Here is a 15,320-nt window from a genome sequence, read left to right on the forward strand (position 1 = left end):
GTCAAGCCGCTTTCGTATAATCGGCTTGGTACGGTGTCCGGTTTTTGAGAACGCCGAAGCACAGATGAACGAGTTTGCGCATCGCGGCACCGAGGTCGGCCATTTTAGATTTGCCGCGCGCCAACAGGCGTTCGTACAGGGCTTTGACCTGTGGGTTGTAACGGATCGCCACGATGGCGGCCATGTACAGGATGGCTCGCACCCTGGACGGCCCGGCTTTCGACAGGCGCGGGCGCCCGTGCACGGAGGTGCCGGATTGGCGTTCGATCGGCACAACACCCAGGTACGCGGCGGCTTGTTCGGCGCACTGAAAGTCATGTTCGCGCAGGACGACGAGGAGTTGAGCCCCGACCTTGTGTCCCACGGCGGGAATGCTGGTGAGCAGTTGCAGGTCGGCCTTCAGGTCCGGATGGCGATCCGGATGCGCGTCGATCTCGCCTTGCAATTTAGCGAGTTCCTGCTCCAGGAAGGCGATGGTGTCATCCAGTGAGGTCAGGACCAGCGCCGGCGTCGTGGTCATCGCCACGGTGTCACGGCGATTGCGTTCGCGGCGCAGATCCTCGGCGAGCGATTGTTGGCGCAGCAACAGCGCCCGCAGTTCACGGACGGCCGGCGGCGGAGGCTCCCAGGCAGGTGGATTGACGAGGTGGCCGAAGCGGGCCAGCGTGAAGGCATCGATGCCGTCGGTCTTGGTGCGCACCGCCAAACCCCGCGCAAAGTCCTTGATCTGCTTTGGATTGACCATGCAGACCCGGATGCCAGCGGCGTGTAGCGCCTCGGTGACGGCCTCGTGATAAACGCCCGTCGCCTCCAGGATCACCTGCGCCTGTGGGCGCTCGACGTCCTGGCGAGCCAACCAGTCAAGCAGCGTCGCGATGCCTGCGCGGGTGTTCTCGATGACTTTGGTTTTCTGCTTGCCGTCCGCCTCGCGCAGCAGACAGAGGTGCAGTTTCGCTTTCGAGACATCAATGCCGAGAGAAATCATGTGACAACCCTCCGACGATGGAACCGTCACGCCCACTTGCCTGGTGCATGCAGGGTTCGTCCCTTGGATACCGTTCAGTGTCAGTGCTGGCGTGAGAGAAGAGACCGAGGGCTTGATCTACCTCACAAGGTCGATGCCTTCAGGATGGGTGCAAGCTGCCTCGGTCTCGTGCGATGGGAGCTAACCATCACGAGGTTCAAGATACAAGGATGGGTAGAACGGCCATGGTATGACATTGACAACTGGCACGGACGCCGCTTGGCCGTGAAACCCATCGACCACCGCGCCATCGCTTGACCAAAACGCCCCCGCGACATCGGGGGCGTTTTGCGTTAGCCGGGTAGCCGGGTAGGGTACGCATTGCGTACCTTACACCTCGCAAACGGCACGGATGCCGATTGGACAAACGGGTTGATCTAACCGATTGAACCGCCGCGTTTCTTCCCGAAACGCGGCGGTTTTTCGATGCGCCGAATGGTACTTTGGCTATGCCAATTCGATCAGCGGCAATGCCTGCGCCGATAGCCTCGGGAGACCCAACAGTTTCAGCCAGCGTAGGATGCGTAGAACAGCCATGGTACTGCGCTGACGATCGGCACGAACGTCGATGAGCCGTGAAACCCATCGAACCACAGCACCACGCCTGACTGACTTGAACGCCCTCGGGAAACCGGGGGCGTTTTTTATGGTGCAATTCTGATGACTTGGCGCGGGGTTCGGTGGTTTCGCTGCGCTCTACCCTTGTGGCTACCCAACCGGGTTGGAGTTACACTGATCGCCTGACCCATGACGCGGGCAAAATGCCATGCCAACCATCAGCATGTTCTACGGCATCATCATTCGGATGCTGTTCATGGATACGCAACAGGATCATTTGCCACATCTTCATGTTGAATACCAAGGTAAACGAGCGGTCATCTCCATTCCGGAAGGAAACCTGCTGGAGGGTGATCTTCCGGCTAAAAAACTGCGCCTGGTACAAGCTTGGGTCGCCATCCATGAAGACGAATTGATGGCGGATTGGGCATTGGCGGTGAATGGCGAGCCTGTGTTTCCGATTGATCCTTTGCGGTGAGGTATTGACGATGATCGAGGTCAATTCCGTTGAGACGATTGCCGATTTTGGGTTACTGCTCACCTTTACTGGAACTGGGGGTGAGCAGCGGCGTTTCGATATGCGTGCCTATTTGCACTATCCGGTCTTTCGTCGTCTGGAAAACCCAGGGTATTTTTCCTTGGCACGGGTTGATTATGGCACCGTCACTTGGCCGGGCGATATCGACATTGCACCCGAAACACTTTACGAGTGGTCGATACCGGTATAGCCAGCGTGGATGGGTGGAACGGCCATGGCGCGACGTTTAATGATTGGCACGGACGCCGATTGGCCGTGAAACCCATCGAATCACGGCACCACGCCTGACTGATTGTCGGCGCGTGGGTTCTACATGGCTAACCCGCCCGGTTGGCAACCGGGCAGGGAGTCACGGCGGGAGCTAACCATCACGAGGTTTAAGATACAAAGGTACGCATCGCGTACCTTACACCTCTCAAACGGTACGGATGCCGATTGAACAGCAATTCTCAGTATGACCTGATGAAGCAAAAAACCCAGATGAACCAGGTGGGCAGTGAAGGGTTTCCCGTTCGTCCTGAGTCCTGAGCGGAGCCGAAGGGTCGAAGGATGAACGGGAAACCCTAAGCCTCTGAGCGTGAAGCCGTTCATGGTTCGACAAGCGCACCACGAACGGCTTCAGGCTGCCTTAGCCCTGCTTTCCGGGCAGAGAAGGCGAAACGGTCAGGCTCAAACTGAGAATTTCTGACGATTGAACAAACGGATTGACCTGACCGATTGAACCGCCGCGTTGCTTCCCGAAACGCGGCGGTTTTTCGATGCGCCGAATGGTACTACTTTGGCTATGCCAATTCGATCAGCGGCAATGCCTGCGCCGATAACCTCGGGAGACCCAACAGTTTCAGGTCGTTGGTATAGAGCGTCGCTTGCAAGGGCTGGGCAGTTGCCGCAATGATGGCATCCGGTCGCTTCAGCCGATGCACCTGACGCAACGCAATGGCGGCCTTCTTGATTTCCCGGTTGAGATTGAGGTTCCCTCGGTTTTTCGTCTTCCAAGGGAGTGTGCTCATGCTACCCGTTTTTCTCTCTGCTGAGCGTTGAGCCAGTCTTTCAGAAACTGGACCGGCGAGTGGTCACCGAGGGTCGAGTGCCGCCGCTTGCGATTGTAAAACACCTCAATGTACTCGAAAGCCGCGGCCTTCATCGCTTCCCGCGTGGCGAAGTGCTCGCCGAAGACCCGCTCGTTCTTGAAGCTGTTGAACCAGCTCTCGGTGGGGGCATTGTCCCAGCAGTTGCCCTTGCGGCGCATTGAACAGACCATCCCGTCTTCGGTCAGCTTGTCCTGGAAACAATGGCTGGCGTACTGGCTGCCCCGGTCGGAGTGATGCATCAGGCCGGTGGCTGGCTTGCGTCGGAACCAGGCCATGGTGAGCGCATCGGTGACGCGATCGGCGGTCATGCGCGGCTTGAGCGACCAACCAACGACTTCGCGGTTGAACAGATCCAGCACGATGGCGAGAGACAGCCAGCCTTCATCGGTCCACAGGTACGTGATGTCGGCGGTCCAGACCTGATTCGGGCCACTCGGGGTGAAATCACGCGCGAGCAGGTTATTGGCGACGGGCAGGGCGTGCTTGGAGTCCGTCGTGGCCTTGTAGCGGCGCTTGTGGCGCGCGCGGATGCCGTTCTCGCGCATCCGTCGCTCCACCCGTTCTTTGCTGGCCGGAAAGCCCCGTGCATGCAGCTCCCGCAGCAGGCGTGGACTGCCGTCGGCGCCCTTGACTTCGGCGTGGATCGCTTGAATCAGGACGATCATTTGGAGATCCGTGAGCCATCGGCGTTCCGGGTGGCCACCGCGTTTCCAGGCGCGATAACCGCTGATGCTGACCGCCAGCACCCCACACATCGCGACCAGGTCGAACGTCGGGCGCTGCGCGTCAATCCAGGGCAGACTGAACAGCGCATCCCTCGCGAAGCCTGTCCTGAGCGCAGCCGAAGGGTACGCCGTCGCTTTTTTTAAGATGTCGACCTCGCGCTTGAGGCGGATCACTTCCGCGCGCAGACGCGACAGTTCCATCTCCTCCGGCGTCACCTTCCGGGCGCCAGGGTCATCAAGCCTGCCCGCATCGGATGCCTTGACCCAGTTGCGTCACGTCTGCTCGACCAGCCCCATCTCCTTGGCCACGGCGCCCACGGTCTTGCCATCCTTGACGCGCTTGACCGCCTGTTCCTTGAACTCGGTGGTGTATTCCGGTTGCGGGATCTTCTGCATCATCGTCTCCAGTGTGAACGTCAGTTTACGTCACCCTTGGAAGACGAAATTTCAGGGGAACCTCAGATCGATGATGGTCACATTGCTTAAAAAATCGCGGATCGCCGCCTCGTCCACGGCATTCAACGCGGGATACGACAGCAATTCCATTTCCGTGATGACCGACACGACGACCGCTTCAGACGGTAACGCCTACGCCAGACGACCCGCGAGAAAATACAGTGCCACATTCGTGTCCAGTAAAGTCTAGCCGGGTAGAGACCCTCTTTCACGTCAAGCGGTGGTGACTCTGGCTCCTATTAGGCTCCAGCGTCGCGTCACCGGACACGCACCGCTGGAGCCGTGCGTTTGCTGTGTCACAATACGCGACCGCGATACGCCACCCGCTGTGACACCCGCGCACGGTGACAGTCGAGCGCGATCACCCGACTTGAGTCAAACAAAAAGTTTTACTAAAGTAGGATTTGCGCAAACAGGAGAAACCCACATGCTTCAGACCCTACGCAAAGCCGGTGGCTCGCTCGTGATGACAGTGCCCAAGGCCTTTATTGACCAGAATGCACTGGGCGAAGGCTCCCAGGTTGAGCTGCATCTTCTTGGCAGGACCATGACGGTCGAAGCGCCACCCCGTCCGCGTTACAAGCTGGCCGACCTGATCGCCGAGATGCCGGACGGTTTGCCGCGTGTCGACGGTTGGGATGACATGCCCTCGGTCGGACTGGAGAACGACTGATGGCGTACCTGCCGAATCGTGGCGACATCGTGCATCTGGATTTCGACCCTTCCGCCGGCCGCGAAATGAAAGGCCCGCACTTCGGTCTTGTCGTGAGCGGCAAGGTCTTCAACCAGCAAGGGCTGGCGATGATGTGCCCGATTTCCCAAGGTACTGCGGCGGCGGCTCGCACCCATGGCACCGTGGTGACGCTGATGGGAGCGGGAACGGCGATCCAGGGAGCCGTTCACTGTCATCAATTGAAGTCACTCGACTGGCGTGCGCGGCAGGTCCGCTTCAAGGAGGTTGCGCCGCGAGAGATCGTCGATGACGTCCTGGCCAGAGTCGAAGCCATTCTGTTTGATCGATCCGCGTAGCTGCGAGGGTACGCATCGCGTACCTTACGTCTCGATCGGCACAGACGCTGATTTGCAGCGTTGATCCCGATAGAAATTTTCTCGGAAATCACCTTGGTCACGCCGCGCGTCAACCATCCTTCAGCAAATTCCGCAGATCGAGGATCGTGGCATTCACCCGCGAGATGTAGGAGGCGATCGTGAGCGAGTGGTTGGCGAGGATGCCGTAACCGTCGCCGCTCAGGATGATCGGGCTGGCCATCGGCCGGATGGCGCCGCGCAGATCGCGCGTCATCCGCTGCACCAGCGTGAGGGCGCCCTTGGCCTCCAGAACGTCCCTGAAGTCGACCTCGATCGCCTCCATGATGTGCAGGAGCGCCCAGCTATAGCCGCGCGAGCAATAGAAGACGTCGTCGATCTCGTTCCAGGGCGTCCGCGTCTCGTCGAGAGTCGCGTCGAGCGACTCGGTCGGCGTCCGTTCCGCGTCGCCAGGATTCGGGGCCAGCGCAAGCGCCAGCGCGGGATCGGCGACGCTTGCCCGCAAGCGGCTCCCCTGATGTCCCAGACGCTTTTCGATGACGTTCAGATAACTCGCGAGATTATCCGCCCGCGCGAAGAAGTGCCCCGCCCCGCCCGACTGGCGGTTCAAGGTATCGAGATAGTTCTTCAGCGACGCGATCCCCTTGCGATACTCATCCTCGGCCGTTGGGAGGATCCAGGAGTTCGGATCGATCGCGAAATGCAGGTCGGCCTGTTTCAGATCCTCGTTTTCGTAGGATTGGCTCTGGGAGCGACTGAAATCGTTGCGCAACGAGCGCACGAAGTCGCGCAGCGCCATCATGTTTCCGCACTCCCAACTCGGCATATTGTCGAGAAACACGCCGGGCGGGGCGATGTCGTTGTAGAGGAAACCGCCGGGTTTATCGAGCAGGGTCTCGCCTATCCCGATCGCGGTCGCGACGAGCGCGCTGCCAGGAACCCGGTCGCCCGACTGGATGGCCGATTCATCCGCCACCCCGGAGAGATCGAGGGTCGCTGGCGGTCGGTTCCAATAGAAGGCCAGCCCCAGAACCACGAAGACATAGAGCGCGAACGCGGCGCTCAAGACACGCAGGACGCGACCGAACCCTGACCGCCGCTCCCCGTGAAGGGGTCGCGGATGCTCGGTCGATTCAGTGTCAACGGGAGATTTGCTGTTCATCGGTTCCAGGCTCCTTAGGTGATTTACGGGAATGACTTTACCGATTTCCGTTCGTCCTGAGCTTGTCGAAGGACGGGCGGAAATCGTGCTCCGAGGCCGACATTGCATCCGTTCATGGTTCGACCAGCTCACCACGAACGGATGCAATGTCACCACGAAAGTGGGTATGAACTTTTCCGGAAATCGCCTTGTCCAGAGGCATTGGATCGGCGGGTGCAATGAGGCACGGGCCGGCTCCGCACCGGGATCAATCAGATTGTCGAATAATTCAATATGTTATTGATTCCTGATATGCGGCGAACTGACAATTTGCAATTTCCCGATAAATCCCGCGTTTGGCCAACCGCGCCTGGCGACTGACCCGTTCAGCTCCCGGCGATCCGATCGTAATACCGCGCCCGGTACAGCAGCCGCGGGATGGCGCCATCGGTGAAGCCGGTGCGGGTGTGCAGGACATTGTTGCTGATCAGCCCCCAACCCGCTTCGAGCCGCCCGAGAAAATGCCAGGGCGAGTCGGTGTGCAGAACCTCCTTGAGACAGGCGACGGCCGCCGCGGTCAAGGGATCGTCGCGCCAGACGATATTGCGCGCGCGGTTGGTATAGCGCATGTGCAACCGGCCATCGGGGCGGATCGAGAACACGGGACCGGGTTGCTCGGGGCGCAATTCCTCGCCGTCGACACGATTGGCGGGAATGGTCATGCAGTCCGGGTGCATCAGGGCGCGGATGAACTCCGGATCGCGGTCGCGCACCAGAATGTAGACGATCTCGTGATCGAGCAGCGCGTTTTCGCCGCCCAATTCGGCGGGATGAACGCAATGCAGCAGGAGTCCGTTGATCTGGCGCTCGGGGCGGTTGTAATAGCCGTCCGTGTGCCAGGCGATCGGGCGGTTGGAGTAGGGGATATAGTTTTCGTGCCGGGCGTCGGTCTGGACGGTCAGCGAGGTGATGGCGTCCTCGTCGGCACCAGGGTTGTGGTCCAGACGATGCAGTCCGAAACTGGCACCCAAAGCAGTCGGGATGGACTTATCCGGATCGTCGCCGGTCGCGCCCACATAGATCGCCATATTGGCCAGCCGACAACGCTCCAGGATGGCGGCGTGCTCGACCGGGGTGAGTCGGCGCGGGTCGCCGATCTCGACGATCAGCGCGCCCAGATCGGTGGGCGCGGCGGCGAGTTTGCGCTCGCGCCATTGTTGGTAAGCGACATCGTCGTTGAGATCAAAGGGTGAATTCGACATGGGTCTAGTGTCCTCCTGGCGATTCTGGAGAATGCCGCGCTGGATGGCGCGGCGATAAAGATGGAGACGCGAACGGGGTCCGGGCGCAACGGCATTGACGCCTATCGCCGACGCTGGGCAAGCGCCAGCCAGCCGGCAACCGGCTCGCCGCCCTCGCAGCGCGGAACCACCCGCTCCAACGTGAGGATGGCGAAACCCGCCTGCGCCAGCGTGGCCTCCAGATAGTCCCTGGAATGGGCATAGCGTCCGTGATGCTGCAATCGATAGTCGCCGGACTCGCCTTCCGCCAGCGCTTCCACCGTGAAGCACAGATGGCCGCCAGGGCGGAGCGCATGCGCCGCGGCGCGCATCGTCTCGTCGAGTTCGCCGAAGTAGACCAGGGTGTCCGCGGAGACGATGAGATCGTAGCCAGCGGCGCGTTGCCACAGATCGGCGGTCAGTTCCGCCTGCCGCAGCGTGTCGTACAGGGTGCGGGCGCGGGCCTTGTTCAGCATCCCGCTCGACAGGTCGACTCCGGTCAGACGGCTGGCGAAGGGCTTGAGCAACGGCGCGCATAAACCTGTTCCGCAACCGGCATCCAGCACCTCCAGGTTGGCCGTCGCCGCGCCCAGGCAGGCCGCGACCGCCTCGGCCAGCAACTGAGGGGCGCGGTATTCCAGATTGGCCAGCCTGGCATCGAAGCGTGCTGAAAACGCGTCGAAGACCGATTGCACATAGGCGTCGGACGCGCGTGGCGGAACGCCCTGTCCGGTGCAGGCGGCCAGATGGTGCACTGCCGTGGGATGGTCGGGCTCGTCCGCCAGCCACTCCCGATAGACCTTCGCGGCCGCGTCGAACTGCCCCGATTTGCAATAGGCGTACCCCAACATCTCGCGGCTGGAGGCGCTGCGCGGCTCGCGGACCAACGCCTCGCTGGCCTGCTCGACCGCTTCCTGGATCCGTCCCATCCGGGAGTACAGTCGCGCCAGATTATTGCGGGCGTCGGTGAAATCCGGCGAGAGATCGAGCGCTTGGCGCAGATAGCGCTCGGCCTCCTCGTACCGACCGAGTTCCTTGCAGAGCACCGCGAGGTTGTTGAGTGCGTCCGGACGGTCCGGATCGAGGACGAGCGCCTGGCAGTATTGCCATTGCGCCGCCTCGAAACGCTCGTTGTCGAGCAGGAGATTGCCCAGATTGCTGCGGAAGCCGGCATGATCCGGTCGCAGGTCGACCGAGTGCGACATGAGGCGAATCGCATCCTCGTCACACCCTCGCTGATGCGCCATGATGCCCATGAAATGCAGCGCGTCCGGGTGGTTCGGTTCCAGTTCGAGGACGCGCGAATAGATCTTGTAGGCGTCTTCGTGATGTCCCGCGTGGTGCAGATTCATCGCAAGATCCATGGCGTCATCGATCGAGAGCGGCTGAGTCAGGTCGAGTTCAGGCTGTTCTTGAGTGGCGTTCATGTTGCAAAAACCGGCAAGTGTGAGCAGGAACCCATAAGGGCGAATCATGCCGGCGCGAGCGAGTCGGCAGTCAGCCGCCAGCCGCAATTCTCAGTTTGAGCCTGACCGTTTGCCTTCTTTGCCCGGAAAGCAGGGCTAAGGCAGTCTGAAGCCGTTCGTGGTGAGCTTGTCGAACCATGAACGGCTTCACGCTCAGAGGCTTAGGGTTTCCCATTCATCCTTCGACAAGCTCAGGACGAACGGGAAACCCTTCACTGCTCACCTGATTCGTCTGGGTTTTTCGCTTCATCAGGTCATACTGAGAATTGCTGCAGCCGCCAGCCGCCAGCCGCCAGCCGCCAGCCGCCAGCTTGATTAAATCGAAGACCTAACCATCGCGCCTCGCTTGCGAGGTATCGCCCAGCGGGAGAAGGCTTCGATCAGCGAAAACCTCGGAAAACCAACGGCTGGAGGCTGGCTGCTGACAGCTCTTTAGGGACCGACCAACGCGAGCAGCACGCCCGCGGCGACCGCCGAGCCAATCACGCCCGCCACGTTCGGCCCCATGGCGTGCATCAGCAGAAAATTGTGCGGATCCGTTTCCTGCCCAACCTTGTTGGCGACCCGCGCGGCCATGGGCACGGCGGAGACGCCGGCGGCGCCGATCAAGGGGTTCACCTTGCCGCCCGTGACACGGTACATGACCTTGCCCATCAAGACCCCGGCAGCGGTGCCGATGCAGAAGGCAAGCGCCCCGAGCAGCAGGATGCCGAGCGTCTCCAGCGTGAGAAACTTGTCCGCCGACAGCTTGGAGCCGACCGCCAGACCCAGCAGGATGGTGACGATGTTGATGATCTCGTTCTGGGCCGCGCGGCTTAGGCGCTCGACCACCCCGGCTTCGCGCAGCAAATTGCCGAAGGTCAGCATCCCGATCAATGGGGCCGCCGAAGGCAGCAGCAGGGCGCACAGGATCAGCACCACGAAGGGAAACAGGATGCGCTCCAAGCGCGAGACCGGACGCATCTGCTCCATCACCACGGCGCGTTCCTTGTGCGTGGTGAGCGCGCGCATGATCGGCGGCTGAATGATCGGCACCAGCGCCATGTAGGAATAGGCCGCGACGGCGATGGCCCCGAGCAGATCCGGCGCCAACCGCGAAGCCAGGAAGATGGCGGTGGGTCCATCCGCGCCGCCGATGATGGCGATGGACGCAGCCTCCTTCATCGTAAAGTCGAACCCCGGCAGCCCGTTGAGCAAAACGGCGCCGATCAGGGTCGCGAAGATGCCGAATTGGGCCGCGGCCCCCAACAGCAGCGTGGAGGGTCGCGCGATCAGCGCGCTGAAGTCGGTCAGCGCCCCGACCCCCATGAAGATCAGCAGCGGAAAGGCGCCGCTCTCGATGCCGACATGATAGACCTGTCCGATCAGGCCATCCGGCCCGCCGATCCCGGCAATCGGGATATTGCACAGCAGCGCGCCGAACCCGATCGGCACCAGCAGCAGCGGCTCAAATTTCTTGACAAGCGCCAGATAGATCAAGAGGCAGCCGACGCCCATCATCAGGGCCTGGCCCCAGTCCAGATTAGCGATCCCGGTGGAGAGCCAGAGTTGTTGGAGTTCGTCCATCGCGGTCAGCCCAGGGTGAGCAGCGGGGTGCCAACGGCGACGGTGTCGCCTGACTTGACACAAATGTCGATGACGGTGCCGGCCGTGATCGCCCGGACCTCCGCCTCCATCTTCATGGCCTCAAGCACGACCACGACGGCGCCGGCCGCGACCGACTGACCCTCGTTCACCATGACCTTGACGATGGTGCCAGCCAGCGGCGACGCGACGGGGCAAGTATCGGATCGGGACGCCGCCACGGGCGCGACCGCCTGCCCCAGCGGGTGCGGCGAGTCGATGGCACCCTGCGGCGAGACGTTGACATCATAGGCGCGGCCGTTGACCTCGATGCGATAGCGCTCGGGACCGGTAGGCGTCGTCGCCGGCGCGCTTGCCGCCGCGACGGGCGCGGCGGGCTTGTCCTCGATGGTCCAGGGCGGCGGCTCGAAGGCCGCCGGGTTGCCGCGATTCTCGATGAATTTCAGGCCTACCTGCGGGAACATCGCATAGATGAGCACGTCGTCGACGGCGTCCCCGACCAGATCAAGCTTGCGCTCGCCGGCAATGGTCTCCAGCTCTTCGGTCAGTCGCTCCAGCTCCGGGCTCAGGTCGTCCGCCGGGCGGCAGGTGATGGGTTCCTCGCCGTCCTTCAGGATCCGCGCCTGCAGATCGGCATCGACCGGCGCCGGGGTGGCCCCATAGGCGCCCTTGAGCACGCCGGCGGTCTCGCTGGTGATGCTCTTGTAGCGCTCGCCCATCAGCACGTTGAGCACCGCCTGACTGCCGACGATCTGCGAGGTGGGCGTCACCAGCGGGAGATAACCCAGTTCCTTGCGCACTCTCGGAATTTCTTCCAGCACCTCGTCGAGACGGTCCCCGGCGCCCTGCTCGCGCAACTGGTTCTCCATGTTGGTCAGCATGCCGCCGGGCACCTGGGCGACCAGAATCCGCGAGTCCACGCCCTTGAGCGCACCCTCGAAACGGGCGTATTTCTTGCGGACCTCACGGAAATAGGCGGCGATCTCTTCGAGCAGCAGCAGGTCGAGCCCGGTGTCGCGCGGCGTCCCCTGGAAGATGGCGACCACCGATTCGGTGGGCGAATGGCCGTAGGTCATGCTCATCGAGGAGATGGACGTATCCACCATGTCGATCCCCGCCTCGGCGGCCTTGAGGATGGACGCGGTGCTGAGTCCGGTGGTGGCGTGACACTGCATCCCGAGCGGGATCGCGCAGGTCGCCTTCAGGCGAGTCACCAGTTCCTCGGCGACATAGGGCCGCAGCAGTCCGGCCATGTCCTTGATGCAGATGGAGTGACAACCCATGTCCTCCAGCCGCCGTCCCATGTCCACCCAGTAATCGACATCGTGCACCGGACTGACGGTATAGGACATGGTGCCCTGGGCGTGGGCGTCCGTGGCCAGGGCCGCGTGCACCGCCTGTTCCAGATTGCGCAGATCGTTCATGGCGTCGAAGATCCGGAACACGCCGATGCCGTTGACGGCGGCGCGCTCGACGAATTTCTCGACCAGATCGTCGGCATAGTGGCGATAACCGAGCAGGTTCTGTCCGCGTAGCAGCATCTGCTGGGGCGTGTTGGGCATCGCGGCCTTGAGTTGGCGCAAACGGTCCCAGGGATCCTCGCCCAGATAGCGGATGCAGGCGTCGAAGGTCGCGCCGCCCCAGGTTTCCAGCGACCAGTAGCCGACTTGGTCGAGCTTTGCGGCGATCGGGAGCATGTCCTCGATACGCATGCGGGTCGCCAGCAGCGACTGGTGGGCGTCGCGCAGGACGACATCGGTAATACCAAGAGGAGAATTCTGTGTCATGGCTTCATTTCTGTCAGTGTGCAGGACCGGACGTACTCGACGCCTGGAGCGGACGTGATCGATGGGGTTCGGGATGATTGGCGGGGGCGGACGCTCGGACCTCAGTGGTGACGACGGTAACGCGCGACGGCGGCGGCGATGACCGCGATCAGGTCGTCGGGCGCGGCGGATGGAGACTGCGGTTGCGCGGTAGCGAGCGCCGGCGTCTCCTCTGGCGCCAGGCGCAGGATCAGCGTGGACATCAGGCGCAACACGCCAACCAACAGCAGCAAGAAGGCATAAACAATGCCCATGCCGATGACCATCAGGCGCAGACTCTCGATTAATAACGCACTTTCATTCATGCTCTAAGATCCCATCGGGAAAGCCAATCGGCTCGGATGCCGCAAACCCGCGAGCGTAACCGTGATGAGGGCAATCGGCAAGGTTTGGCGGCGTCGCTGGCGGGCGGTCGCCCTGAGCGGGCTGCTCGTCGCGCTGGTCGTGGGCAGTCTGATCGGTGTCGCCGCGCTCATCGTTGCCACCGAACTCCCCGACTCCAACCCCGTCGTTTCGACCCTGATGCTCGACCGCGACGGGCGTTTGCTGCGTCCCTTCACGGTCGCTGGCGGGCGTTGGCGTCTGCCGGTCAGTCTAGATCAGGTCGATCCGGGTTATCTCGCCATGCTGCTGGCGGTGGAGGATCGGCGGTTTCGCACGCATGCTGGCGTCGACCCGCGCGCGCTGCTGCGCGCCGCCGGGCAATTGCTGGTCAATGGGCGCATCGTCTCCGGCGGCTCCACCTTGACCATGCAGGTTGCCCGACTGCTGGAGGGCGAGTCGACCCGGCGCCTCGCCGGCAAGCTGCGTCAGATCCGTCTTGCGCTAGCCCTGGAACGCCGGTTGGACAAGGACGCCATCCTGACCGCCTATCTGACGCGCGCGCCCTATGGCGGCAATCTCGAAGGGGTGCGCGCCGCCGCGCTGGCCTGGTTCGGCAAGGAACCGCGCCGTCTGAGCGCCGCCGAATCCGCCGTGCTGGTGGCCCTGCCCCAGGCGCCGGAGTCGCGTCGGCCCGATCGCGATCCGGCCGCCCTGCGTCGGGCGCGCGACCGAATTTTGGAGCGCGTCCACCGTCTCGGCGTCATCGACGACATCGCGCTGGCCGCCGCGCTGCGCGAACCGGTGCCGACCCGGCGGCGGCCCTTCCCGATGCTCGCCGCCCATCTGACCTGGCGTCTGCATCGGGCGCACCCGGAACTGACCAGCCAGCGCCTGACCATCGATGCCGGGCTCCAGCAACGTCTGGAACGCCTGGCCGCCAACCGCGCGCCAGCGCTGGGCACCAAGGTCTCGCTCGCCCTGCTGGCGGTCGACCACGTCACCGGCGAGGTGCTGGCCTCGGTCGGCTCGGCGGATCCGTTCGACGACGGGCGACGCGGCTATATCGACATGACCCGCGCCCCGCGCTCGCCCGGCTCCACGCTCAAACCGCTGATCTACGGCCTTGCCTTCGAGGACGGCATCGCCCATCCCGAGAGCCTGATCGAGGATCGCCCGAGCGGCTTCGCCGGCTATGTCCCAACCAACTTCGACCGCCAATTTCAGGGCACGGTCAGCGTGCGCCGGGCTCTGCAACTCTCGCTGAATATCCCCGCGATCCAGCTTCTCGATGCCGTCGGGCCGGAGCGTTTGGCGGCACGCCTGCGGCGCGCCGGCGCCCGTCCGCTGTTGCCGGACCGCTCGCCGCCGGGGCTCGCCATCGGGCTGGGCGGGGTCGGTCTGACCCTCGCCGATCTGGTGCGGCTCTATGCCGCCATCGCGCGGGGCGGAACGGCGGTCGCGCTGAAAGAGCGTCTGCATGGAACGCAAACGGAAAAGGCGCTCGGGGTGCCAGCCGATGTGTCAGCAGTGACTCAGGGACCGCCGGTGCTCGATACGCGCGCCGCCTGGTCGGTCGCCTCCATCCTCGCCGGCGCGCCAACCCCGATGCACACCCCGACGGGCGGCATCGCCTTCAAGACCGGCACCTCCTACGGCTACCGCGACGCCTGGGCGATCGGCTTCGACGGTCGTCATGTCATCGGCGTTTGGACCGGGCGCCCGGATGGCGCACCGGTGCCGGGTCTGGTCGGTCTGGATGCCGCCGCGCCCATCCTGTTCGACGCCTTCGCCCGTCTGGGTCCGCGCGTCCCGCTACCGTCGGCGCCGCCCGGCATCCTGTCCGCCGCCAGTGCCGCCGCGCTGCCGCCGCCGCTGCAACGGGTGCGCGATTCCCGGCAGGCCAGTGCATCGGATGCGACAGACCCTGTCCTGGAGATCGCCTATCCTCCATCGGGCGCTCGGATCGATCTCGGACTGGCCTCGGGCCGAGGTGCCGAACTGGTGCTCAAGGCGCGCGGCGGCACGCCGCCTTTTACCTGGTTTGCCAATGGCTTGCCGATCCCGCGCGCGCCCTTCGACCGGATCGCCCGCTGGACCCCGGATGGCCCCGGATTCGTCGTCATTTCGTTGATCGATGGCCGGGGCGCAGCAGCGCGCGCGACGGTGTTTCTGGAGTGATTCTAGGGTCGCTTCTGGCTCAGCGTCGATTTGATGCTTCGGATTAAGATTTGACTCCTATCAGAAAAGCGGCGAGCGACAG

The 15,320-nt window shown here is 63.0% G+C and carries 13 protein-coding genes and 1 pseudogene; 5 read left to right on the top strand and 9 right to left on the bottom strand.

Features of this window, described 5'->3' with window-relative positions:
• Window position 1 precedes the first annotated feature (1 nt).
• On the bottom strand, window positions 2-985 hold the full coding sequence (locus tag THIVI_RS12050; protein WP_014778870.1) for an IS110 family transposase: 984 nt from the start codon (window positions 983-985) through the stop codon (window positions 2-4).
• An 805-nt stretch (window positions 986-1,790) separates the two neighbouring features.
• Here THIVI_RS12050 and THIVI_RS12055 point away from each other — a divergent pair.
• The gene (locus tag THIVI_RS12055; protein ID WP_014778871.1) at window positions 1,791-2,060 is read left to right on the top strand and encodes a DUF4160 domain-containing protein; all 270 of its coding nucleotides are present in this window, start codon (window positions 1,791-1,793) and stop codon (window positions 2,058-2,060) included.
• A gap of 10 nt (window positions 2,061-2,070) precedes the next feature.
• A complete protein-coding gene (locus THIVI_RS12060; RefSeq protein ID WP_014778872.1) occupies window positions 2,071-2,310 on the top strand; it encodes a DUF2442 domain-containing protein in 240 nt (79 codons plus the stop codon).
• A 592-nt stretch (window positions 2,311-2,902) separates the two neighbouring features.
• Here the strand turns inward: THIVI_RS12060 and THIVI_RS12065 are convergent.
• Both THIVI_RS12065 and THIVI_RS12070 read right to left on the bottom strand, forming a co-directional pair.
• On the bottom strand, window positions 2,903-3,130 hold the full coding sequence (locus tag THIVI_RS12065; RefSeq protein ID WP_052315021.1) for a PIN domain-containing protein: 228 nt from the start codon (window positions 3,128-3,130) through the stop codon (window positions 2,903-2,905).
• Window positions 3,127-4,332 (bottom strand): annotated as a pseudogene (locus tag THIVI_RS12070) (IS3 family transposase). The gene THIVI_RS12065 and the pseudogene THIVI_RS12070 overlap by 4 nt, the downstream one beginning before the upstream one ends.
• Window positions 4,333-4,819: 487 nt before the next feature.
• Between THIVI_RS12070 and THIVI_RS12080 the strand changes: the two are divergent.
• Window positions 4,820-5,065 carry an AbrB/MazE/SpoVT family DNA-binding domain-containing protein gene (locus THIVI_RS12080; protein ID WP_014778874.1) on the top strand — a complete coding sequence of 82 codons (246 nt, stop codon included), beginning with the start codon at window positions 4,820-4,822 and terminating at the stop codon, window positions 5,063-5,065.
• Window positions 5,065-5,421, top strand: a complete 357-nt coding sequence (locus tag THIVI_RS12085; protein ID WP_014778875.1) for a type II toxin-antitoxin system PemK/MazF family toxin — start codon at window positions 5,065-5,067, stop codon at window positions 5,419-5,421. Before THIVI_RS12080 ends, THIVI_RS12085 begins: the two co-directional genes overlap by 1 nt.
• A 109-nt stretch (window positions 5,422-5,530) precedes the next feature.
• Here THIVI_RS12085 and THIVI_RS12090 read toward each other — a convergent pair whose 3' ends face one another.
• The 6 genes from THIVI_RS12090 to THIVI_RS12115 form a co-directional block, all read right to left on the bottom strand.
• On the bottom strand, window positions 5,531-6,601 hold the full coding sequence (locus tag THIVI_RS12090; protein WP_014778876.1) for a DUF2333 family protein: 1,071 nt from the start codon (window positions 6,599-6,601) through the stop codon (window positions 5,531-5,533).
• Between the two features lie 365 nt (window positions 6,602-6,966).
• A complete protein-coding gene (locus tag THIVI_RS12095; protein WP_014778877.1) occupies window positions 6,967-7,842 on the bottom strand; it encodes a TauD/TfdA family dioxygenase in 876 nt (291 codons plus the stop codon).
• A 101-nt stretch (window positions 7,843-7,943) separates the two neighbouring features.
• On the bottom strand, window positions 7,944-9,287 hold the full coding sequence (locus THIVI_RS12100; RefSeq protein WP_041446972.1) for a tetratricopeptide repeat protein: 1,344 nt from the start codon (window positions 9,285-9,287) through the stop codon (window positions 7,944-7,946).
• Window positions 9,288-9,758: 471 nt separating this feature from the next.
• On the bottom strand, window positions 9,759-10,892 hold the full coding sequence (locus THIVI_RS12105) for a sodium ion-translocating decarboxylase subunit beta (protein WP_014778879.1): 1,134 nt from the start codon (window positions 10,890-10,892) through the stop codon (window positions 9,759-9,761).
• 5 nt (window positions 10,893-10,897) lie between these two features.
• Window positions 10,898-12,697, bottom strand: coding sequence for a sodium-extruding oxaloacetate decarboxylase subunit alpha (gene oadA / locus THIVI_RS12110; protein ID WP_014778880.1), 1,800 nt, complete (start codon window positions 12,695-12,697; stop codon window positions 10,898-10,900).
• A gap of 101 nt (window positions 12,698-12,798) precedes the next feature.
• On the bottom strand, window positions 12,799-13,041 hold the full coding sequence (locus THIVI_RS12115) for an OadG family protein (protein WP_014778881.1): 243 nt from the start codon (window positions 13,039-13,041) through the stop codon (window positions 12,799-12,801).
• A gap of 64 nt (window positions 13,042-13,105) precedes the next feature.
• Between THIVI_RS12115 and pbpC the strand changes: the two genes are divergently transcribed.
• On the top strand, window positions 13,106-15,238 hold the full coding sequence (gene pbpC / locus THIVI_RS12120) for a penicillin-binding protein 1C (protein WP_014778882.1): 2,133 nt from the start codon (window positions 13,106-13,108) through the stop codon (window positions 15,236-15,238).
• The last annotated feature ends 82 nt before the right edge of the window (window positions 15,239-15,320 follow it).

The organism is Thiocystis violascens DSM 198 (assembly GCF_000227745.2).
GTDB lineage: Bacteria > Pseudomonadota > Gammaproteobacteria > Chromatiales > Chromatiaceae > Chromatium > Chromatium violascens.